This is a genomic window from Campylobacter sp. BCW_6463 (genome assembly GCF_001762785.1).
In the GTDB taxonomy this organism is placed as follows: domain Bacteria; phylum Campylobacterota; class Campylobacteria; order Campylobacterales; family Campylobacteraceae; genus Campylobacter_D; species Campylobacter_D jejuni.
The window spans coordinates 1-22020 of sequence record NZ_MJXL01000021.1 but is presented as its reverse complement, the minus strand read 5'-3'; the positions used below and the strand labels follow the sequence as shown (position 1 = coordinate 22020).

Below are 22020 nucleotides of genomic sequence, written 5' to 3'. Positions count from 1 at the left end.
CACAAAAAATTCACAAAAAATGAGTAAAATTTAATCTTGATTTTTCTTTAGGATTTGTTATTATGAAAAAGAAGATTGTTTTAATCATTTTAATTGCAATACTTGGAAGTGTTGGGGCTTATTTTATTTTTTTTAATAATGATGAAAAAATCAGCTATTTAACTCAAAAAATACAAAAAAAAGATATATCTCAAACCATAGAGGCAGTAGGAAAGGTATATGCCAAAGATCAAGTCGATGTAGGTGCTCAAGTTAGCGGACAAATTATAAAACTTTATGTCGATGTGGGAACTCATGTAAAGCAAGGTGATTTGATCGCTCAAATTGACAAAGATAAACAACAAAACGATTTAGATATTACAAAAGCTCAGCTTGAAAGCGCTAAGGCTAATTTAGAGAGTAAAAAAGTTGCTCTTGAGATTGCAAGTAAGCAATATCAAAGAGAGCAAAAACTTTATGCAGCTAAAGCAAGTTCTCTTGAAAATTTAGAAACTCAAAAAAATAATTATTATACTTTAAAAGCCAATGTTGCAGAGCTTAATGCTCAAGTAGTTCAGCTTGAAATCACTCTTAAAAATGCACAAAAAGATTTAGGTTATACAACCATTACTGCTCCTATGGATGGTGTTGTGATTAATGTAGCTGTAGATGAAGGACAAACAGTTAATGCTAATCAAAACACTCCTACTATAGTCCGTATAGCTAATTTAGATGAAATGGAAGTAAGGATGGAAATAGCAGAGGCTGATGTGAGTAAGATAAAAGTAGGAACAGAGCTTGATTTTTCTTTGCTTAATGATCCTCAAAAAACTTATCATGCTAAGATTGCAAGTATAGATCCAGCTGATACTGAAGTGAGTGATTCTAGTACAAGCTCAAGCTCATCAAGTTCGAGTTCTTCAAGCTCAAGCTCATCAAATGCTATTTATTATTACGCAAAATTTTATGTAGCCAATAAAGATGATTTTTTGCGTATTGGTATGAGTATACAAAATGAAATTGTTGTAGCAAGTGCAAAGGCTGTTTTAGCAGTGCCAACTTATGCAATTAAAAGTGATCCAAAAGGCTATTATGTTGAAATTTTAGAAAATCAAAAAGCTGTTAAAAAATATGTTAAACTTGGTATTAAAGATTCTATCAATACTCAAATTTTAGAAGGTGTAAATGAAAATGAAGAATTGATAGTAAGCTCAAGTGCTGATGGCTTAGCTCCTAAAATGAAGTTGAGATTTTAATGATTTTTCTTAAAAATATTTGCAAAAATATAGGCGAAAATGCCATTTTAAAAAATGTAAGTTTAAGTATAGAAAAAGGTGAATTTGTTGCTATTATAGGACAAAGTGGAAGTGGTAAAACTTCACTTTTGAATATCATAGGAACATTAGATACGCCAAGTAGTGGAACTTATGTTTTTGATGAGTATGAAGTCACTAAACTTAATAACGATGAAAAAGCAAGATTAAGGCGTGAAAAAATAGGCTTTATATTTCAAAGATATAATCTTTTAAGCTTGCTTAGCGCTAAAGAAAATGTTTCTTTACCTGCAGTTTATGCGGGAAAAAATTTACAAGAAAGAAGTCAAAACGCTAAAAAACTTTTAAATGATTTAGAATTAGCTCACAAGTTAGATTCTAAACCGAATGAATTAAGCGGAGGGCAGCAACAACGCGTTTCTATAGCAAGAGCTTTAATCAATGGTGGAGAGCTTATTTTGGCTGATGAGCCAACGGGAGCTTTGGATAGTAAAAGCGGTATTATGGTGCTTGAAATTTTACAAAAACTTAACGCGCAAGGTCATACTATAGTCTTAGTAACTCATGATCCAAAAATTGCAGCACAAGCTAAAAGGGTTATAGAAATTAAAGATGGAGAAATTTTAAGCGATACTAAAAAGGAAAAAGCTCAAGAAAAACTCACTTTAAAAACAATGTCTAAAGAGAAAAAAACACTTACTTTGCTTAAAAATCAAGCCTTTGAGTGTTTTAAGATAGCTTATTCTTCCATACTTGCACACAAACTTCGTTCTATTTTAACTATGCTTGGAATCATCATAGGTATTGCTTCTGTAGTTTGTGTTGTAGCTTTGGGGTTGGGCTCTCAAGCTAAGGTGCTTGAATCCATTGCAAGACTTGGAACAAATACTATTGAAATTCGTCCTGGAAAAGGATTTGGGGATTTGCGTTCGGGTAAAACAAGGCTTAATTTTAGTGATTTAGAAACGCTAAGATCTTTAGAATATTTAGAAGCAGTTGATGCTCACTCAAATACTTCAGGTGTAGCAACTTATACCAATATTTCTTTAAGTGCAAGAGCTGAAGGAGTGGGGGTAAATAATTTTGCCATAGAAGGTTTAAGGATAGATGCGGGAAGAATTTTAAATAATGATGATGTAAAAAATAGTACCAATGTTGCTGTGTTAGATTTTAACGCTAAAAAAAATCTTTTTCCTGATGAAAAAAGTGAAAATATTTTAGGTCGTGTGGTACTTTTTAATTCTCAACCTTTTAAGATCATAGGAGTTTTGCAAAAAGATACAGACAAGCCTATAGAAGATAATGTAGTGCGTCTTTATATACCCTATACAACACTGATGAATAAGCTTACAGGAGATAGAAATTTGCGTGAAATCATAGTTAAGGTTAAAGATGATGTGAGTTCAACTTTGGCTGAAAATGCTATCATAAGAATTTTAGAAATTAAACGCGGACAAAAGGATTTTTTTACTTTTAATTCTGACACCTTTAAGCAAGCTATTACAGCAAATAAACGCACTACAACGATACTTACAGCTTGTGTGGCTGTGATTGCTTTGATTGTTGGGGGTATAGGAGTGATGAATATCATGCTTGTTTCTGTAAGTGAAAGAACAAGAGAAATAGGCATACGCATGGCTATAGGGGCTAGAAGAGAAGATATTATGATGCAGTTTTTAATCGAAGCGGTTATGATTTGTACTATAGGGGCGATTTTAGGTGTGATTTTATCGATTTTTGTTATTTTTGCTTTTAATACTTTAAGTACTGATTTTCCTATGATTTTAAATGCCTATTCTGTGCTTTTGGGACTTTTAAGTTCTATGTTTATCGGTGTGGTTTTTGGTTTTTTCCCTGCAAGAAATGCAGCAAATTTAAATCCTATTAGTGCATTATCAAAGGAATAAAGTGAAAATAATACTTAGCATTTTTTTAGCATTTTTCTTGAGCGCTTGTGGTGCAAAACTTAGCTTGCCTAAAGAAGTTGATTTAACTCAAGAACAAATGAAAGATTTAAATCTCACTTATGATTGGTATAGATCTTATGATAATGCAAAATTAAATGAATTTCTAAATTTTGTTTTATTAAATAATAGTGATATTAATATTGCTAGAAAAACTTTGCTTTCAGCTTTGGCTAGAGCCGATTTGATTAATTATGATTTATATCCGACTTTAAGTGGAAATTTGGGTTTTGGTGCGGATAAAGATTTAAATTCAGGCAAACAAAGTAAAAATTTCAATAATTCTTTAAATTTAAGCCATGAGCTTGATATTTATGGCAAATTAAGAGATAGCGCAAGTGCGAGTGAATTTAGTGCGAAAGCAAGTGCTTATGATCTTGAAAATTTAAAAATAAGCATGATCAATACAGCTTTAAATAATGTGTTTGAGCTGGCTTATTTTAACGATGTAGATAAATTGCTTCGAGTCTATCTTTCAAATTTAGAACAAATGAAAGAGCTTTATAGCTATAAATACAAACTTGGAAAAATAGAAGAATTAGATCTTTTAAACATAGAACAAAGTCTATTAAGAGCTAAACAAAATTTATTAAGCAATGATAAAAATCGTAATTTACTCATAAAAAATTTACAAGATTTATTGGCAAAGCAAGAAGGTTTTGCCTATATAGAGTATTTTAAAACTTTATCTTTAAATGATTTTAAAACCTTAAGTCCTGATTTTAACATACCTTTAAAAGCCTTAGCATACCGTGCAGATGTGAGGTCTAAACTTAATAGCTTAAAATCAGCTTTTAAGGATTATTCTTCCATACAAAAATCTATTTTGCCTAGCATTTCTTTAGGTGGAGCATTAAGTGGGAGTGATAAAAAAATTGATGATAGTTTTAAATTTGAAATTTTAAGTGGCAATGTTAAGATTTCTTTGCCTTTCTTAGATTATGGTAGAGTAAAGCAAAATATCAAAATTTCACAATTTGCTTATGAACAACTTTTAATTTCTTATGAGCAAGCTTTACAAAGTGCGATGAATGAATTTGCATTGAATTATAAAGACTATCAAAGCGACACCTTGCTTTTGCAAAATTTGCAAAATATTAACATTAAACAAGAGCTTATCGCTAAGGCGTATTATGAAAAATATATTTTAGGAAAAAGTGAATTAAAAGATTATTTGGATGCAAATAACACTTTAAATTCTACCCAGCAAGAATTTTTAAGAGCTAGATTTAATCTTTTAAAAACCATTAATTCTTACTATCAAATCACAGCTTTAAGTTTTAATGATGAAAACTTAGAATTTCCTAAGTATTAAATTTAATAATCGATGATATTTTTTAAATCCTCGAGTAACTTTTTAGCCATCAGCTCATAGCCTTTTATAGTAAGATGTACATCATTGAGCGAAAGCTTTTGTTCTATCCATTTGTTTTTTCCTCCGCTATCTTGCATAAACTGATGCATATCAAAGATAAGAGTTTTTTCTTCTTTAGCAACTTCATATAATGCTTTGCGTATGGTAAAAAAATCAGGAGCAAGCTTGTAGTTTTTACCTTGTTTTTGAACTACGGTTGGTGGAGAGATTAGCATGATAACAGCGTTTTTATTGTAAGTTTTTAAAATGCCAATCCATTTTTTTAAATTATTTTTGAATTTTTCTTTTTCAAACCCTTTAAAGAGTGCATCATTAGAACCATAAGCAAGAATAATTAAATCATTGTGTAAAAGTTCTAGTTCTTTTTTTACAACTGCTTGATTCCAAGAGAGCCATAAATCACTTTTAGAACCATTGATTGCAATGGTATCTAAGAAAACATTATTATCTTTATTTGTGATGAAATATCCTCCTAGCTCAGCATCCTTTTGTAAGGCTGAAATTTGTAAAGGAAGATCAAGTTCTAGTTCTTTATAAGACCATTTATTAATTTGCGTGGTTCTTAACTCATAGCTTTGGTTTTTTGCATCTTTGATGCTAAAAGCATTGGTATTTTGCTTGGTTTTAAATAAAAATCCTATCTTGAATTTTTTTTTATCTAAGGTTGTATCAAGGTTGATTTTTGCACCTTTGATTTTTGCTTTGGCTATTATCCCACCTAGTGGAAAATTATGTCCAGCATTAGTAGGATTTCTTGAGTTTAAAATTTCAAAGTTTTTATAAGAATAAACAAGATTAAGATTTTGTTGATATTTGGGCTGTAAAGGATAGGCAAAACCTATAGAGTTAGAGCGGATTAAATATCCTCTTATGACACGCGGAAAGAAATCAGCCGCCATATGAGAATCTCCATAAATTCTAATTCCTATGTTTTGATTTTTTTCTAATTTTTTTTCTAGATTTTTAAGATCTTTTTTTGATACATAATTTGCTAAAGCAGGGTGATTTTTGTTTTGATTGAGTATGGAATCTATTGTGTCATTTGTATTTAAATTTTGTGCATAAGAGCTAGTAAAAATAATAAAAAACAATAAGATAATTTTAAATTTATTTACTAGCATTTTCTTCCTTAAGTTTTATGTGTTCTAATAAAAGTTTAGACATTTCTCTTGCACCACTTGGGGTAAAGTGAATCCCATCATCTGTTCTTACTTTTATACTTCTATTGTTTTCATCTTTTATATAAGCTGAGTATTCATCATTGACACTAAAAAATAGTTTAGTGTTGATAAAAATTTCTTTATTTTTAAGAATTTCATTGCTGTAAATTTTATTGAGCACTTGTATTTTTTTGTTCAAATCTTCTTTTTTTACAGGAGGGATTTCAAACCAAAAAACTTTGGCTTTATGTTTTTTAGCGATTTTAATGATTTCATCTACACGATTTGTATAAATATCTATCCAAGAAGGGGAGCCAAAACGATGGTAATTTCCTCCTTTTTTAATATCCCAAGGATCATTAGCACCAAGAAGAACAACAAGATATTTAATATTTGAGTTTTTAACAAAAGCTTCATTGGTTGCTTTTGACCAGTTAAAATAGGATTTATAAGAAAGGCCTGTATTTTGTTTACTAAGATCGGTTACCTTAAGATTTAAATTTCTTAAATCTCTATTTAAGGCTATTGCAACACCTTGCATTAAAGAATCTCCGATAAATAAAAACTCATCTCCATTTTGTAGCTCTAATTTGGTATTGTCGATAAAACTAATATTTGCATCTTGGATTAAGGTTAGATTTGTTTCTTTATGAGAAGTGTTTTCATCATTTTCTAAAGTGTTTAAAACTTTATCTATTTTACTTAAGTTTTCATCTGTTGATTTACTTTCTTGATTTGTATCTTCTTCATTGGTTTGAGGCAAGGGTTCGTTGCTTAAAATTGCACGAATTTGTTCTAATTTAATTTTGAAGCCATTGGCTTCTTTTAAAAGATCATTATGGGGATAGAATGCAAAGTGATATTTTTGTTCTATATAAGAGCTAATGCTCTGATTCATAACTACAACAACCAAGCCAAGCACTATAATCAAAATGAAGAAAAATCTAACTGCACTCATCTAAAAACTCGAATAAATAAAATCAGGAATTCCATCTGGCATAAAAGCAAAAACCAAAAGTAAAATAAAAGCTATGATAAAAGGTTTTAGTAAAAATGGAGTAAGGTTTAAAATCTTAATGCAATATTCTTTAAAATTAATAAATAAAGGATAGATCATAAAAAGAACCCCAAAAGCAACCAACATATAAATATCATTATAAGATGGAATTTGGAAGAAATTATAATAACAAGCTTTAAAATATTCTATTGCATCTTCTAGATTTTTGCTATAGTAAAAGAAAATCCAAGTAAAACATATAAATTGAAAGGTTAAAAATCTTCCTAAAGCTGGAATTTTTTGTAAACTAAATTTGCTTAAAGCTAGCAAATGTATAAAAACTATGCCAATACCATGCAATAAACCCCAAACAATAAAAGCAAGTGTATTACCATGCCACATACCTGAAAGTATAAAAGCGATGAGTATATTAACTATAGTGCGTGGCATTCCTTTTCTATTGCCCCCTAAAGGTATATAGATATAATCTCTTATAAAGGTTGAAAGACTGATATGCCATCTAGCCCAAAAATCTTTTAGATTTTTTGCAAGATAAGGCATGTTAAAGTTAGGTGGAAGGGTAAAACCTAACATTAAAGCAAAAGCACAAACTAAATCAACATATCCGCTAAAATCGCAGTATATTTGAATCGCATAGGCGTAAATTGCGCTTAAAAGTTGTATGAAATTATAAGATTGTGGAAAGTCTAAAATACTTTTAGCATAAATTCCAAGGTAATTGGCTATTAAAACTTTTTTAACTATACCAAAAACAAGCAAGATGATGATTAAATTTGCATGTTTAAATTCGCGTTTTTGATAGGCTTGTTCAAAGAAAAAAGAACTTCGCATAATAGGCCCTGAAAGTAGTGTTGGAAAAAATGATAAGAAGGTTGCTAAATTTAAAAAGCTTTCTAAACGGCGTTTTTGGCAAACTTCTACAAGATAAGTGATAGAAGTAAAGGTATAAAAACTAATTCCTATTGGAAATACTAAATCAATATTTAAAAATTCTAAACCGAAAAAATCTAATATCTCATCAATACTTCCTTTGATGCTAGGAAAGTATTTAAAAAAACATAAATTTAAAACAATAAAAGCCATACAAGTAGCGAAAATATAACGCTTGCGACGCACAAAAATAAGCAAGGCAAAATAGTGTATAAAAAAGGTATATATAAATAAAACTAAGGCGAAATAAGGATTGATTAAAATATAAATAATATAAGAGAAAATTAAAATTAAAATATTTTGTATTTTATAATCATTTTTAAAAGTCCAATAAATAGCAAAAAAAGCTATCATTAAAATACTAAATTCTAGAGAAAAATAAGTCATACCTTCAATCCAAAGCGAGATTTGCCCATAATAGGGCAAAGATTATTTTTTTCTACTTAATGCAATATTTTTGATGTATTGATCAGCTAAATAAAGTCCATTTCCGTGTTCTCCGATTAATTTAATCTTGTCAACTATGCCGCGGAAAAGTGCTTCTTCTTCGTGTTGTTCGCTTACATACCATTGTAAGAAATTAAAAGTAGAATAGTCTTTATGTGTTAGCATGTGTTCAACTAAAGTATTGATTGACTTTGTGATAAATTGCTCATGTTCATAGGTTTTTTCAAAAACATCAAGTAAAGATTTGAAATTTTGTTCAGGCTGTTTTACTTCTTGAAGCTCTACATGAGAATCTGTTTCATTAAGATAAGTGATAAGCTTTTTAGCATGATCGCTTTCTTCGCTTGCATGTGCAAACAAGAAGGCTCCAGCTCCATCAAGACTGTTTTCATAACACCAAGAACTCATACTAAGATATAAGTTTGCTGCATACATTTCTTTGTTTATTTGTTCATTGAGTAATTTTATAACTTCTTTAGAAAGCATTCTTATCTCCTTATTAAAATTTAAAATGTTTTGTAATGATATATTATTTTTTTAAAAACAAGCTAAATTTTTTGATAGTTAAAAATTATATTTAAGAAAAACACAAAATAAAAAATGTTTCCAAAATGTTTCCAAGTTTTTTTAAACTTCCATTACTTTTTTTAAAGTTAAGGAGAAAAAATGAAAAAAATTCTATCTTTAAGTGTGGCAAGTCTTGCACTTTGTGGTGCTTTAAATGCAGCAGATTTAAAAATCGCAGGTTCATCGACTGTGTATCCTTTTACTTCTTTTGTAGCTGAAGAATATGCTTCGATCAAAAATACAAAAACTCCTATAGTAGAGAGCTTGGGAACAGGGGGTGGATTTAAGGTATTTTGTGAAGGAACTACTGATATTTCCAATGCTTCAAGACCTATGAAATTAAGTGAATTTGAAACTTGCAAAAAAGCAGGAGTAACTGATATAGTAGGGATTATGATAGGTTATGATGGTATAGTTTTAGCTCAAAATAAAACCAATGCTCCATTAAATATCACAAAAAAAGAACTTTTCTTAGCATTGGCAAAAGAAATTCCACAAAATGGAAAACTTATACCAAATCCTTATACAAACTGGAATCAAATCAATAAAAATTTACCAAATCGTAAAATTAGTGTTTATGGTCCACCATCAAGTTCAGGAACAAGAGATACTATAGAAGAGCTTGTTATGAGTGATGTGTCTAAAAAAATTCCTGAGTATAAAGGCGAGTATAAAACTTTGCGTCAAGATGGTGCTTATATCCCAAGCGGTGAAAATGATAATCTAATCGTTTCAAAACTTACTATTGATAAAGATGCTTTTGGAATTTTTGGTTATAGCTTTTTAGTGAGCAACTCAGATAAAATCAATGTCGCTACTATCGATGGTGTTACACCAAGTGAAGAAAATATTGCAGATGAAAAATACGAACTTGCAAGAAGCTTGTTTATTTATATCAATGCTAAGAAAAATCCAAAAGAAGCCTTTGATTTTGCAAAAATTTACATGAGTGATGATTTGGCAAAAAGTGGCGGAGAACTTGAAAAAATAGGACTTGTTCCTTTAAGCGATGATAAATTAAAAGCTTCTCAAAAACATATAGAAGATAGAAAAATTTTAAATGATGAGCTTGTAAAAGCTGGAAAAGTTTTTTAAGGAAAAACTTTGCTAAAAGAAAAAATAATCAAATTTGCACTTTTTTTATGTGCTTTTGTAAGCGTGATAGTAAGCTTTGCTATCATGCTTACAATTTTAATTGAAGCTTTAAAATTCTTTCAAAAAGAAAGTGTTGCTACCTTTTTATTCTCAAGTCAGTGGGCAGCTGATGCAGCTTTTATGAATGCAGATGGCACGAGCAAACAAGGTGTTTTTGGAGCGCTATCGCTTTTTTGGGGAACTTTTTATATTTCATTGATTGCTATGCTAACGGCTTTACCTTTAGGGGTTATGTGTGCTATATATTTAGGTGTTTTTGCTGGCAAAAAATCTAAAAATTACTTAAAACCTATTTTAGAAATCATTGCAGGGATTCCTACTGTTGTTTTTGGATTTTTTGCAGCTATAGTCGTAGCGCCTTTTATAGTGTGGTTTTTTTCTTTATTTGGCATACAAGCAAGTTTTCAAAGTGCTTTAGGCGCAGGTTTTATCATGGGGATCATGATAGTGCCTATAGTGGCTTCGTTATCTCAAGATTGCATTGAAGCAGTAAGCGAGAAAAGGATTAATGGCGCTTATGCTTTAGGTATGACAAAAAAAGAAGTGGTTTTTGCTGTGATTTTACCTGAGGCTATTCCTGGTATAGTTGCAGCTTGTCTTTTAGGACTTTCAAGAGCCTTAGGCGAAACTATGATAGTGGTAATGGCAGCTTCTTTGCGTCCAAATTTAACGATGAATTTTTTAGAAGATATGACAACAGTAACGGTAAAAATCGTAGAAGCTTTAAGCGGAGATCAAGCTTTTGATAGTTCTTTAGCTTTGAGTGCTTTTTCTTTAGGTTTGGTGCTTTTTATCATCACTTTAATCATCAATATGTTTAGCGTTTATCTCATTAATCGCTTTCACAAAAGGAAAAATTTATGAAAAAACTTTTTAAAAAAAGACAAAAAGCTTCAAAGTCTTTTAAAAGACTTTGTAAAATGGGGCTTTATATTAATTTAATTTTTCTTTGTATCTTTTTAGGAAGTGTGGGTTATCTTGGAATTGGAGCTTTTAAGCAAACTTATATTTTTGTAGAGGCTAATAGAAATTCTCCTGTTTATGATCTTTTATCTCGTGCTGAGCAAAGAAAAATAAGAACAGGGCAAATCACTGAAAAAACTTGGCTTTTGGCAAATTCAGAAGTGGATCAATATATGAAGCAAAAATATAATCGCCTTAGTGAAAAACAAAGAACTTTAGTCGATGATCTTGTGCAAAAAGGCGATATAGAGCTTAAATTTAATAGCAATTTCTTTTTAAATGGGGACTCAAAATCTCCTGAAAATTCAGGAATTTTATCTTCAGTTGTAGGGACTTTGCTTGTTATGCTTGTTTGTATGGTTGTGAGTGTTCCTATAGGCGTTGCAGCAGCAATTTATTTAGAAGAATTTGCGCCACAAAATATCCTTACACATTTTATAGAAGTGTGTATTAACAACCTTGCAAGTATTCCAAGTATCTTGTTTGGACTTTTAGGACTTGGAGTGTTTATCAATCTTTTTGGAATGCCTCGATCAAGTGCTTTAGTGGGTGGGCTTACTTTGGCGATCATGAGTTTACCTATTATCATTGTTTCAACCAAAGCGGCTTTAAAAAGTGTGGACATTAACATGAAAAATGCTGCTTATGCCTTAGGTATGACAAAGGTTCAAATGGTAAAAGGTATTATGTTGCCTTTGGCTATGCCTATGATTTTAACAGGTTCTATTTTGACTTTAGCTGGGGCTATAGGCGAGACTGCACCTTTGATGATTATCGGTATGATAGCATTTATCCCTGATGTAGCTAGTTCGATTTTTGATCCAACTAGCGTTTTGCCTGCTCAAATTTACTCATGGTCAGCTATGCCAGAGCGTGCATTTTTAGAAAGAACAGCAGCGGGTATTATTGTGCTTTTAGGACTTTTAGTCGTGTTAAATCTTAGTGCGATATTATTAAGAAAATATTTTCAAGGAAAATTAAAGTGATAGCAAAAACAACAAATTTAAATTTATTTTATGGAAAAAAACAAGCTTTATTTGATATCAATATGCAAATAGAGCAAAACAAAATTACCGCACTCATCGGTGCTTCAGGATGCGGTAAATCCACTTTTTTGCGTTGTTTTAACAGAATGAATGATAAAATCGCAAAAATCGATGGTTTGGTAGAAATTGAAGGAAAAGATGTTAAAAATCAAGATGTAGTAGCTTTGCGTAAAAATGTAGGCATGGTTTTTCAACAACCTAATGTTTTTGTAAAAAACATTTATGAAAATATCTCTTATGCACCAAAACTTCATGGTATGATTAAAAATAAAGATGAAGAAGAAGCTTTGGTGGTGGATTGTTTGCAAAAAGTAGGACTTTTTGAAGAGGTTAAAGATAAATTAAGGCAAAATGCTCTAGCTCTTTCAGGCGGACAACAACAACGCCTTTGTATCGCAAGAGCTTTAGCAATAAAACCTAAGCTCTTGCTTTTAGATGAGCCAACTTCCGCACTTGATCCTATTAGCTCAGGTGTTATAGAAGAGCTCTTAAAAGAGCTAAGTCATAATCTTTCTATGATCATGGTTACGCATAATATGCAACAAGGTAAACGCGTGGCTGATTATACTGCATTTTTTCACCTAGGTGAGCTTATAGAATTTGGTGAAAGTAAAGAATTTTTTGAAAATCCAAAACAAGAAAAAACCAAGGCTTATCTAAGCGGTGCTTTTGGATAATAAAGCCGCTTTTTAGCGGTTTTTTATTTTAAGAAAAATTTGTTAAAATTTGCCTTTTATCTTTGTAAGGCATTAATTATGGCAAAAAAACAACTCTCTTTAACAAGGCTTAGTTTTCCTATATTTTGGGACTTGCTTTCTAAGTATTTAACCGTGATTATCAATACCGCTATGGTGTCGCATTATTCTAATTTTCTTGTCGGTGCTATGGGGGCTGGAAATCAAATTTTAGATCTTTTTATCACTATTTTTTCATTTTTAAGTGTGGGTTGTAGTGTGGTGATAGCTCAGGCTATTGGTGCAAAAGATCATGTTTTAGCAAGAAAAGTGATTCATCAAAGTTTGTTTTTAAATGCACTTTTAGGCTTTGTGTGTGGCGCGCTTATTTTATGGCATGGGAAGTATTTGCTTTATCTTTTAAAAATCCCACAAGAATTGCTCAAAGATAGCGAAATTTACTTGCATATGCTTGCAATTTGTTTGTTTTTTGATGCCATAGGAATTGTTTTAGCTGCTATTGTAAGGGTTTATAATATGGCTTATTGGGTCATGCTTATAGGCTTTTTGATGGATATAGTGGTGATTTGTGGAAATTATTATGTTTTGCATTATACAAAATCAGAACTTTTTGGAGTAGGGCTTAGCAATATTTTTGCTCGTATTGTTGCTATAGCGGCTTTACTTGTGATACTTTTTTATAAGCTTAAAATCCATCTTAAAATCAAAGAAATGATAAAACTTGAAAAAGAGGTATTAAAAAAGGTTTTAAATATAGGTGGATTTTCAGCAGGGGAAAATCTTTTGTGGATAGTCCAATACACTATAGCTTTTGCTTTTGTAGCAAGCTTAGGCGAAGCAAGTTTGAGTGTGCAAACGATTTATTTTCAAATTTCAATGCTTATCATGCTTATAGGACAAGCTACAAGCATAGCTAATGAAATCATAGTAGGTAAATTAGTCGGTGCTAGATATGAAAATATCGCTTATAAACATGCTTGGCGTGCTTTGTATTTTAGTGTGGTGGCAAGTGCTTTAGTGGCACTTTTGAATTATCTTTGCCAAGATTTTACTATGCAAATTTTAGGACTTAAAGAAGAGTTAAAAAATTTAATGATACCTTTATTTGCCCTTTCAATCTTTCTTGAAATTTCACGAACTTTCAATATAGTCATGGTTAATTCCTTACGTGCAAGTGGCGATGCTAAGTTTCCATTTTTTAGCGGACTTGTTTTTATGATGGGGGTATCTTTGCCTGTGGGTTATGTGCTTTGTTTTCATTTTAATCTTGGAATTTTAGGGGTTTGGATAGGATTTTGTGCAGATGAGTTTTTGCGTGGAATGGTAAATTCATACAGATGGAAAAGTAAAAAATGGCAAGGCAAAGCTCTAGTTTAAAATCATTTACTTATAAAGATGAGTGTTATTTTTATTCTAAAAAACGCATAAAAACTTTAAGATTAAGGCTAAATGAAAGGGGTGAATTTGTTCTTAGCATTCCTTATTTTTGCACTTTTAAAAGTGTTTATGAGTTTTTAGATAAATCAAGTTCTTGGATAAATGAGGCAAAAAAAAGATTTGAAAAAAAAGTTTTAAAAGATGATGAATTAATCTTTTTAGCTAAAAAATATAAAATTATATTTGATGAAAATGCTAAAAAAACTTATTTTGATAAAGATAAAATTCTTTGTCAAAATAAAGCAAAATTAGATTTATTTTTAAGACAAAATGCCAAAAAGATTTTTACTTTTTATCTTAAAAAATGGAGCCAAAAAACAGGTTTATTTTACACGCATTTAAGTATTAAAAATATGAAAACGCGTTGGGGTTCATGTAATCACAATAAAGCTTATATTAACTTAAATTTAAAACTCATTCAAAAGAGTTTAAGGGCTATTGAATATGTGATTTTGCATGAAATAAGCCACTTAAAATTCCCCAATCACAGCAAAGAATTTTACTCTTTTATGGAGCATTTTATGAGTGATTTTAGACAAAGAGAGAAAGAATTTTTAAGTTAAAAATGTTATATTTATAGTTTATTTTTCAAAAAAGGCATAATATGACTTTGAATTTTGATTTTATTTATAATGCAGATAATAATATTTTTGAATATTTATTGCGTTTTTATGCGAAAAATTATAACTACACCCTTAGCAAAGAAGAAAATATTTATCATTTTTCTATTGATGCAGATGAAGAAAATTTAAAGACTTTTTGTGATTCTTTAAATTTCATGAGTCATAGTGTTTTTTTGAAAAAATTTGATGTAAAAGCGGGGCAGGATTTTAACCCTTGTATGCCAGAGGATAAAGAATTTTCAAGATTTTCTTATATTACTCATTTAAATTCTAATGCCTATCAAGAAAAAAAACTTTTAAACAAAAACGAGTGGGGCGTGTTTTGTGAGTGTGAATTTTCAAGCAATTTATCAGAATTTGAAAAAATCAATGAAGAAAATTTCAATACTTTTTTAAATCTTGCCTTTGATTTGTTAAGTCAAGAAAAAAAGATTTATTTAAAAGATAAAAATGGCATTTATGAATTTTCTTTGTTTAAGAACGAATTTATAGGAGATTTTTTACTTCCTTGTGATATTAAGGCTATAAATTCAGTTTTTGTTTGTTCAAATGAAAATTTAAAACTTCTTGCAAGTTTAGAAAAACCTTTGATGAAGCTAAGACTTAATGCCATGTTTAGAAAAAATCACAATCTTGATTTTAATGATTTTAAAATCAGACTTGCTAGAGATTTGTTTTGCTTTGCTTTAGGTTTAAAACTTTTTGAAAATGAATATAAATTTTTAAGCGTAAAAAAAATAGAAGAATATCAAAAAGATTTTTATATCAGTGCTTTAGATGAGCAAGTGGTGGTTTTGGAAGGCTTTGAATTTATCAATGCTAAGGCAAGAGAGCTTATTTTTTCTAAAGAAGATAAAAATATGGCAAGAATTTCTTATCTTGTAAGCCGTTATAAAGAAAAAGCTTTTATTTTAGAGCTTAGCAAAGATTATGAAGATATTTTGCTTATTAACAAAGAGCTTAATTTGCTTAAACTTTGCTTACCAAAACACAGCAAAGAACTTTATGAAGAGATTAAAAAAGATGAAATTGGTGCAAGGCTTTTAGAAAATTTTAGCAAGGAATTTCCTCTTTTAGATGAAAATTTTGAGCTTCAAAACAATTTTTATTCCTTGCTTGGCTTGGTAGGCAGAGTGCTAAATTTGGGTAAAAATTTACAAGAGAGTGCTAGTGAGCTTTTAAAAATCGCTGATGAATCAAAAATGCCTCGTGGAGTAAAGATTGATTATCGCTTGAAAGAAGATAAAAGTTTTGATTATACAAGAACTTTAAGATCTACTATGAGTTTTATGTTAGCAGGTGTGGATAGTGCTAATATCGCTTATGGAGCGGTTGAGAGTTTGGCTTATTTCTTACGTGATACTTATGATGAATTAAGAGAGAAAAAGCAAAGCGACTTAGCGCTTATAAGTGGCTCTTTGTTTGAACATAAATCTTTGCTTAAAAATACTTTAAAACATCTTAAAAATTGTCAGTTAAGCGATGTGCCACTTAGGGTATAAGATCAAAATTTCAGGCTTGGTGCAAGGGGTGGGTTTTCGCCCTTTAGTTTATGAACTAGCTTTGAAATCAAAGCTTTTTGGAGAGGTAAGAAATGATGGTTTTGGGGTAGAAATCATCCTTGCTTGTGCTCAAAAAGAATGTGAAAATTTCATAGAAAATTTAAAAAATCATCTTCCACCTTTAGCAAGAATAGATAAGCTTATAATGACGCAAATTTCTATTTCAAACTATGAGAATTTTAGCATTACTCCTTCTTTAGAGAATACAAAAAGCACGCCTATGTTAAGTGATTTTGCGCTTTGTAAGGAGTGTAAAAAAGAATTTTTTGATGAAAAAAATCCACGCTTTTTATATCCTTTTATCACTTGCACACATTGTGGGCCACGCTTTAGTATTATAAAAAGTCTTCCTTATGATAGAGCCCATACTTCCATGCAAGAATTATTGATGTGTGAGTTTTGCAAAAGCGAATACGAAGATCCTAAAAATAGGCGTTTTCATGCCCAGCCTATTAGTTGTCCTAAGTGTAAAATCAATGTTTTTCTTAAAAATCCAAAGGGTGAAATTTTAGCCAAAGATCAAGAAGCTTTTATGCAAAGTTCGAAGTTTTTAAAGGAAGGTAAAATTTTAGCCATTAAAGGCATGGGCGGTTTTCATCTTATGTGCGATGCTTTTAATGAAGAAGCTTTAAAAACTCTAAGACTTAGAAAAAATCGCCCCAAAAAACCCTTTGCTTTGATGTGTAAAGATTTACAAAGTGCTAAAGAACTTGCCTTTATAGATGAAAAAGAAGAAGCTTTGCTTGGCGGGGTTTTAGCTCCTATTGTGATTTTAAAGGCAAAAAAAGCCTTTTCTTTAATCGCACCTGATGTTGATAAAATCGGTATTATGCTAGCTTATACGCCTTTACATCTTTTGCTTTTTGAGTATTTTAAAGGAAGTCTTGTGGCAACAAGTGCGAATTTAAGCGGAGAAAGTATCATTAAAGATGAGTTTAATTTGTGTCAAAAACTTGATAAAGTTTTTGATTTTTATTTGGATTATGATAGAGAAATTATCAATGCAAGTGATGATAGCATAGCTCAAGTGGTAAATGGTAAAACTATGTTTTTGCGTACTTCAAGGGGTTTAAATCCTTTTTATTTGGAAAGAAATTTTAATAAAAAAGGCACTTTTTTAGCTTTGGGCGCGGAGCTTAAAAATGAATTTGTGATTTTTTATGAAAATAAACTTTTAATTTCTCCTTATATAGGGGATTTGAAAAGTCTTGATGTGCATGAGAGATTTTTTAAACTTTTAGAATTTTTTAAAAAAAATTATGATTTGAAATTTGATGCGATTTTGTGTGATAAACACCCGCATTTTAGCTATGCAAAAGAATTTGAAGAAAGGATTAAAATTTCTCATCATTATGCGCATTTTTGTGCGGCTTATTTTGAATACGAAGAAAATTTTGCAAAAGATGAAAAGGCTTTAGCTTTTATTTGTGATGGAACAGGTTATGGCGAAGATGGCAAAATTTGGGGTGGAGAAGTTTTTGTAGGAAATTTAAAAGAATATGAAAGAATTGTACATTTTGAAAATTTCACTCTCATAAATAGTGATATTAAAAATATACAAAATTTGGCTCTAAGTCTTATTTTTCATTATGATTTAGAAGATAAGGCTAAGGATTTTTTAGCAAAAATTCCAAAAATCAAACTTGAAAATCTTAAAAAAATTTATTCACATTCTAACTTACAAACAAGTTCCTTAGGACGCATTATCGATGCTTTTGGAAGTATTGTTTTTAACTTAGAAAAAAGCTCTTATGAAGCCCAAGTTGGCTTAATGTGTGAAGCTTTTTATGATAAAAATCTTGATTTTTCTTATAAGCTTTTTGTAGAAAAAGGGCAGGTTAATTTTAAAAATTTAATTTTAGGGGCTTTGCAAGATGAAAAAACTAAAGCAATTACAGGTATGTTTAATGCTTTGGCAAATTTTATCATAGATTTTAGCAAAGATTATGATTTAAAAGTGCTTTTAAGTGGAGGAGTTTTTCAAAACAAAACCTTACTTGAAATTTTAAAAGCTAAAAATTTTGATTTTTTTGTACCTTTAAAATATCCTTGCAATGATAGCTCCATAGCCTTAGGACAAATGGTGCATTTTTTAAATTTAGAAAAATAAAGCAAATATTCTAAAAACTCATAATTTTTTAATGCTTTTAAGGTTAAAATGAAACAAAAATTATAAAGGAAAGAAAATGTGTAAAGATTGCGGCTGTTCTATAAATTCAAGCCATACGCACGATCATCATCATGATCACCACCATGAAAATCTAAGTTTAAAAGAAAGTAAAACCATAGAAGTGATTTCTAAAATTTTAAGCAAAAATGATGAAGAAGCTAAGCACAATAGGGCGCATTTTAATGAAGCTAACACGCTTTGTATTAATTTAATGAGTTCTCCAGGTAGTGGAAAAACTACGCTTTTAGAAAGTACGATCAAGGCTTTGAAAAATGAACTTAAAATCGCTGTGATTGAAGGGGATTTAGAAACCAATAATGATGCTCTAAGAGTAAAAAATGCCGGAGCTTTAGCGTATCAAATCACTACAGGACAAAGCTGTCATTTGGATGCTTTTATGGTGCATGAGGCTTTGCATCATTTGGCAATTGATGATGTGGATTTGCTTTTTATAGAAAATGTTGGAAATTTGGTTTGTCCTGCAAGTTATGATTTAGGAGAGCATTTAAATGTAGTTTTGCTTTCGGTAACTGAAGGAAGTGATAAACCGCAAAAATATCCTGTGATGTTTAAAAAGGCTGATATAGTTTTAATCACAAAGGCAGATTTGGCTCATCATTTTGATTTTGATGTTAAAGAGGCAATTAAGTTGATTAAAGAATTAAATCCTAGAGCAGATATTATCACTCTTGATGCAAAAAATGGTACTAATATGGAGCTTTGGTATAAGGTGCTTAAACTTAAAAAGGAGCTTTTTTAATGTGTTTATCTATACCTTCTGAAATTTTAGAAATCGATGAGTTAAACAATGCTTTAGTGCAAACTTTAGGTGTGAAAAGAAAAGTTAATTTGGATTTGATTGATGAGCCTTTAAAACAAGGCGATTATGTCTTAATCCATGTAGGCGTTGCTATGGAAAAAATCGACAAAGAAGCTGCACTAGAAAGCATTAAAACCTATCAAGAAATAGTAGAAAAAATGAATAGCGGAGAGATAAAAAGCGATGAAGGAGATTTGGGTTTAAATGAATTTCATCGATGAATTTAGAGATAAAGAAAGCATTTTAGCTTTAAAAAAACTCATAGAACAAGAACTTAAAAATCCTATCAATATCATGGAAATTTGCGGTGGGCATACGCATAGTATTATGAAATATGCCCTACCTTCTATTTTGCCAAAAGAAATTAACTTCATCCATGGACCAGGATGTCCTGTTTGTGTTATGCCAAGAGTTCGCATTGATACAGCTATCAAGTTAGCCTCCATGAAAGATACGATTTTTTGTACTTTAGGAGATCTTTTGAGAGTGCCTGGAAGTGAAATTTCTTTACTGGATTTAAGAGCTAAAGGGGCTGATGTTAGAGCGCTTTATTCTCCGCTTGAGGTTTTAGAAATCGCTAAGCAAAATTTAAACAAAAATATCATCTTTTTTGCTATAGGCTTTGAAACCACTACGCCTATGAGTGCTTTACTTCTTCAAAAGGTTATAGAAGAAAAAATAAATAATGTCTTTTTTCATATCAATCATATCACAGTTCCAGCACCTGTAGAAGCGATCATGAATGATGAAAATGTAAAAATCAATGCTTTTTTAGGCCCTTCTCATGTGAGTGTGATAACAGGTTATGGTATTTATGAGCCTTTGGCAGCAAAGTTTAAAACCCCTATAGCGGTGAGTGGTTTTGAGCCAGTTGATATTTTAGAAAGTGTATTAAATATCATAAAACAAAGCAATGAAGGCACTTTTAAAGTGTATAATCAATACAAAAGAGCCGTAAGTAAAGAAGGCAATGTTAAAGCGCAAAATTTAGTAAAAAAATACTTTAGAGTGTGTGATTTTGAATTTCGTGGCTTAGGACTTATTAAAGATGGAGGTTTGGAGCTAAAAGAAGAATTTAGCGCCTATGATGCAAGTAAAAAATTTGATTGTGCGGTGCAAAGTAAAAATGAAAGCAAAGCCTGTATTTGCGGACAAATTTTAAGAGGTTTGGCTAAGCCTTATGATTGTAAAGTTTTTGGTAAGGCTTGTACACCAAGAAGTCCTATAGGAAGTTGTATGGTTTCTGGTGAGGGTGCTTGTGCAGCGTATTATAAATACTCAAAGGTGAATGTATGAAAAATATTTCCTTAGCCCACGGAGGTGGTGGAGAAGAGACGAATGAGCTTTTAACTAAGCTTTTTAAGATCTTTGATAATGAAATTTTAAACGCAAGTAATGATGCAGCAATTTTAGGAAATTTGGCTTTAAGCACGGATTCTTTTGTTTTAAGTCCGATTTTTTTAGATGAAGAGGTTAATATAGGCAAACTTTGTGTTTGTGGTTCTATTAACGATGTTTTGATGGTGGGTGCTAAGCCAAAATATCTAAGCTTAGGGCTTATCTTAGAAGAAGGTTTTGAGCTAGAAAAACTAGAACGCATTTTAAAAAGCATTAAAGAAGAATGTGAAAAATGCGGAGTCATGTTAGTTTGTGGCGATACTAAAGTCGTTCCTAAGGGTAAGGCAGATGAAATTTATATCAACACTACGGCCTTAGGTGAAATTGTTTCCAAAAAAGAAAGTAAAAATATCAAAGTAGGGCTTAGCATACTTCTTTCAGGCGATATAGGAAGGCATGGAGCTAGTGTTTTAATCAAAAGAAATGAGTTAGAAGCCGATATTAAAAGCGATTGTAAGGCTTTGGATAAAGAGGTTTTAGAGCTTTTAGAAAAAGATATAAAGGTTGTAGCTATGAGAGATGCTACTCGCGGGGGGCTTAGTGCGGTTTTAAATGAGTGGGCAAAGCAAAGCGGAAATGATCTTTTGATCTTTGAAGAAAAAATCATCGTTCAAGATGAGGTTTTAGGACTTTGTGAACTTTTTGGTTATGAAGCTTATGAGCTTGCCAATGAAGGCACTTTCATACTTTGCGTGGAAAAAGAAGATGAGTTAAAAGCCTTAGAAATTCTAAAAAAATACAATGTAAATGCGAGTATTATAGGAGAAGTTTTAGAAGAGAAAAAAGCACGCGTGATTTTACAAAACGCTTATGGGGCAAAACGCTTTTTAGAAAGCCCTAAAGGCGAACTTTTACCAAGAATTTGCTAATGCACGAATTAAGTATAGTAGAATCTTTAATCGAACTTTGCGAAGAAAATGCCTTAAACAATAAGGCTTGCAATGTGCAAGAAATTTATGTAAAAATCGGGCGTTTAAGCGGTGTAGAAGTGGATCTTTTTAAGCGTTGTTTTGAAACTTTTAAAGAAAACTCAAATATTTGTAAAAATGCCAAACTTTTTATAGAACTTGCTCCGCTTGAAATTTTATGCTTAAAATGCGATCAAACAAGCATTTTAGAAGAAAATGTTTTTAAGTGTCCCAAATGTGAAAGTATAGAATATAAAATCACAAAAGGTGAAGACTTGCATCTTATGCGACTTGTGATGAAATAATACATTGCGATGCTCGATTAAATTATAGTTAATCTATAGATAAAATATCTAAAAAATACAAAATCAAAAATTTTAAATTTTTATCCAAAATATAAAAACTAAAAAAATACACTTTTAAATTTATTTTAAATATAATTTACAAATACCACAAAAATATTTACAACATTTCATATAAATTTACTCTCATTAAATTAATTTTTTATATAAAATAAAATTTAAATTGA

Annotated in this window: 20 protein-coding genes; 16 read left to right on the top strand and 4 right to left on the bottom strand. The window is 30.7% G+C overall.

The features are described from left to right. The first annotated feature begins 62 nt into the window (after positions 1-62). From AJ884_RS02265 to AJ884_RS02255, 3 genes are read left to right on the top strand one after another with little or no spacing between them, the layout of a single operon-like run. A complete protein-coding gene (locus tag AJ884_RS02265) occupies positions 63-1235 on the top strand; it encodes an efflux RND transporter periplasmic adaptor subunit (protein ID WP_002871376.1) in 1173 nt (390 codons plus the stop codon). After that, positions 1235-3160: an ABC transporter permease gene (locus AJ884_RS02260; protein WP_070277241.1), complete on the top strand. Its 1926-nt coding sequence runs from the start codon at positions 1235-1237 to the stop codon at positions 3158-3160. Before AJ884_RS02265 ends, AJ884_RS02260 begins: the two co-directional genes overlap by 1 nt. Before the next feature lies 1 nt (position 3161). Further along, complete coding sequence (locus AJ884_RS02255) at positions 3162-4532, top strand: TolC family protein (RefSeq protein ID WP_070277240.1); 1371 nt, start codon at positions 3162-3164, stop codon at positions 4530-4532. A gap of 2 nt (positions 4533-4534) precedes the next feature. On the opposite strand, the gene AJ884_RS02250 is transcribed toward AJ884_RS02255, so the two are convergent. Genes AJ884_RS02250 through ctf form a run of 4 tightly spaced genes read right to left on the bottom strand, consistent with a single transcriptional unit; the run spans position 4535 to position 8633 of the window. Continuing rightward, positions 4535-5713: an SGNH/GDSL hydrolase family protein gene (locus AJ884_RS02250; protein WP_070277239.1), complete on the bottom strand. Its 1179-nt coding sequence runs from the start codon at positions 5711-5713 to the stop codon at positions 4535-4537. Continuing rightward, entirely contained in the window at positions 5700-6710 is a 1011-nt protein-coding gene (locus AJ884_RS02245; RefSeq protein ID WP_044780017.1) for a DUF459 domain-containing protein, read from the bottom strand. The genes AJ884_RS02250 and AJ884_RS02245 overlap by 14 nt, the downstream gene beginning before the upstream one ends. Further along, positions 6711-8087 (bottom strand): MBOAT family O-acyltransferase, encoded by a 1377-nt coding sequence (locus AJ884_RS02240; protein WP_070286392.1) that lies wholly within the window; start codon positions 8085-8087, stop codon positions 6711-6713. A 42-nt stretch (positions 8088-8129) separates the two neighbouring features. Continuing rightward, positions 8130-8633 carry a non-heme ferritin gene (gene ctf / locus AJ884_RS02235; protein WP_002825034.1) on the bottom strand — a complete coding sequence of 168 codons (504 nt, stop codon included), beginning with the start codon at positions 8631-8633 and terminating at the stop codon, positions 8130-8132. Between the two features lie 180 nt (positions 8634-8813). On the opposite strand from ctf, the gene AJ884_RS02230 reads away from it, so the two are divergent. The 13 genes from AJ884_RS02230 to hypA all read left to right on the top strand — a co-directional run bounded on the left by AJ884_RS02230 (position 8814) and on the right by hypA (position 21796). Continuing rightward, positions 8814-9809: a substrate-binding domain-containing protein gene (locus tag AJ884_RS02230; RefSeq protein WP_070209859.1), complete on the top strand. Its 996-nt coding sequence runs from the start codon at positions 8814-8816 to the stop codon at positions 9807-9809. Between the two features lie 9 nt (positions 9810-9818). Next, complete coding sequence (gene pstC, locus AJ884_RS02225; protein WP_053872560.1) at positions 9819-10733, top strand: phosphate ABC transporter permease subunit PstC; 915 nt, start codon at positions 9819-9821, stop codon at positions 10731-10733. After that, positions 10730-11818, top strand: coding sequence for a phosphate ABC transporter permease PstA (pstA, locus tag AJ884_RS02220; protein WP_044780021.1), 1089 nt, complete (start codon positions 10730-10732; stop codon positions 11816-11818). Before pstC ends, pstA begins: the two co-directional genes overlap by 4 nt. After that, positions 11815-12555, top strand: coding sequence for a phosphate ABC transporter ATP-binding protein PstB (gene pstB / locus AJ884_RS02215; RefSeq protein WP_053872559.1), 741 nt, complete (start codon positions 11815-11817; stop codon positions 12553-12555). The genes pstA and pstB overlap by 4 nt, the downstream gene beginning before the upstream one ends. A gap of 78 nt (positions 12556-12633) precedes the next feature. Continuing rightward, positions 12634-13950, top strand: a complete 1317-nt coding sequence (locus AJ884_RS02210; RefSeq protein WP_053872558.1) for an MATE family efflux transporter — start codon at positions 12634-12636, stop codon at positions 13948-13950. Continuing rightward, positions 13926-14573 (top strand): M48 family metallopeptidase, encoded by a 648-nt coding sequence (locus AJ884_RS02205; protein WP_053872557.1) that lies wholly within the window; start codon positions 13926-13928, stop codon positions 14571-14573. Before AJ884_RS02210 ends, AJ884_RS02205 begins: the two co-directional genes overlap by 25 nt. Before the next feature lie 41 nt (positions 14574-14614). Then, a complete protein-coding gene (locus AJ884_RS02200) occupies positions 14615-16135 on the top strand; it encodes a hypothetical protein (RefSeq protein WP_070233275.1) in 1521 nt (506 codons plus the stop codon). Next, positions 16116-18305, top strand: coding sequence for a carbamoyltransferase HypF (gene hypF / locus AJ884_RS02195; RefSeq protein WP_070286391.1), 2190 nt, complete (start codon positions 16116-16118; stop codon positions 18303-18305). Before AJ884_RS02200 ends, hypF begins: the two co-directional genes overlap by 20 nt. 76 nt (positions 18306-18381) lie before the next feature. After that, positions 18382-19125: a hydrogenase nickel incorporation protein HypB gene (hypB, locus tag AJ884_RS02190; RefSeq protein WP_070276054.1), complete on the top strand. Its 744-nt coding sequence runs from the start codon at positions 18382-18384 to the stop codon at positions 19123-19125. Continuing rightward, positions 19125-19406: a HypC/HybG/HupF family hydrogenase formation chaperone gene (locus AJ884_RS02185; RefSeq protein ID WP_002776342.1), complete on the top strand. Its 282-nt coding sequence runs from the start codon at positions 19125-19127 to the stop codon at positions 19404-19406. The genes hypB and AJ884_RS02185 overlap by 1 nt, the downstream gene beginning before the upstream one ends. Then, a complete protein-coding gene (hypD, locus tag AJ884_RS02180) occupies positions 19390-20481 on the top strand; it encodes a hydrogenase formation protein HypD (RefSeq protein WP_002855234.1) in 1092 nt (363 codons plus the stop codon). Before AJ884_RS02185 ends, hypD begins: the two co-directional genes overlap by 17 nt. Beyond that, a complete protein-coding gene (gene hypE, locus AJ884_RS02175; RefSeq protein ID WP_070285957.1) occupies positions 20478-21452 on the top strand; it encodes a hydrogenase expression/formation protein HypE in 975 nt (324 codons plus the stop codon). The genes hypD and hypE overlap by 4 nt, the downstream gene beginning before the upstream one ends. Beyond that, complete coding sequence (gene hypA, locus AJ884_RS02170) at positions 21452-21796, top strand: hydrogenase maturation nickel metallochaperone HypA (RefSeq protein WP_070277230.1); 345 nt, start codon at positions 21452-21454, stop codon at positions 21794-21796. The genes hypE and hypA overlap by 1 nt, the downstream gene beginning before the upstream one ends. Positions 21797-22020: the final 224 nt, after the last annotated feature.

Excerpts from the sequence above, each read along its gene's own strand:
- AJ884_RS02260 (WP_070277241.1), top strand. The coding sequence starts at position 1,235 with ATGATTTTTCTTAAAAATATTTGCAAAAATATAGGCGAAAATGCCATT.
- AJ884_RS02250 (WP_070277239.1), bottom strand. The coding sequence starts at position 5,713 with ATGCTAGTAAATAAATTTAAAATTATCTTATTGTTTTTTATTATTTTT.
- AJ884_RS02200 (WP_070233275.1), top strand. The coding sequence starts at position 14,615 with ATGACTTTGAATTTTGATTTTATTTATAATGCAGATAATAATATTTTT.
- AJ884_RS02230 (WP_070209859.1), top strand. The coding sequence starts at position 8,814 with ATGAAAAAAATTCTATCTTTAAGTGTGGCAAGTCTTGCACTTTGTGGT.
- AJ884_RS02265 (WP_002871376.1), top strand. The coding sequence starts at position 63 with ATGAAAAAGAAGATTGTTTTAATCATTTTAATTGCAATACTTGGAAGT.
- AJ884_RS02240 (WP_070286392.1), bottom strand. The coding sequence starts at position 8,087 with ATGACTTATTTTTCTCTAGAATTTAGTATTTTAATGATAGCTTTTTTT.
- AJ884_RS02210 (WP_053872558.1), top strand. The coding sequence starts at position 12,634 with ATGGCAAAAAAACAACTCTCTTTAACAAGGCTTAGTTTTCCTATATTT.
- hypD (WP_002855234.1), top strand. The coding sequence starts at position 19,390 with ATGAATTTCATCGATGAATTTAGAGATAAAGAAAGCATTTTAGCTTTA.
- AJ884_RS02245 (WP_044780017.1), bottom strand. The coding sequence starts at position 6,710 with ATGAGTGCAGTTAGATTTTTCTTCATTTTGATTATAGTGCTTGGCTTG.
- hypE (WP_070285957.1), top strand. The coding sequence starts at position 20,478 with ATGAAAAATATTTCCTTAGCCCACGGAGGTGGTGGAGAAGAGACGAAT.
- pstA (WP_044780021.1), top strand. The coding sequence starts at position 10,730 with ATGAAAAAACTTTTTAAAAAAAGACAAAAAGCTTCAAAGTCTTTTAAA.
- hypF (WP_070286391.1), top strand. The coding sequence starts at position 16,116 with ATGTGCCACTTAGGGTATAAGATCAAAATTTCAGGCTTGGTGCAAGGG.
- AJ884_RS02185 (WP_002776342.1), top strand. The coding sequence starts at position 19,125 with ATGTGTTTATCTATACCTTCTGAAATTTTAGAAATCGATGAGTTAAAC.
- hypB (WP_070276054.1), top strand. The coding sequence starts at position 18,382 with ATGTGTAAAGATTGCGGCTGTTCTATAAATTCAAGCCATACGCACGAT.
- hypA (WP_070277230.1), top strand. The coding sequence starts at position 21,452 with ATGCACGAATTAAGTATAGTAGAATCTTTAATCGAACTTTGCGAAGAA.
- AJ884_RS02205 (WP_053872557.1), top strand. The coding sequence starts at position 13,926 with ATGGCAAGGCAAAGCTCTAGTTTAAAATCATTTACTTATAAAGATGAG.
- ctf (WP_002825034.1), bottom strand. The coding sequence starts at position 8,633 with ATGCTTTCTAAAGAAGTTATAAAATTACTCAATGAACAAATAAACAAA.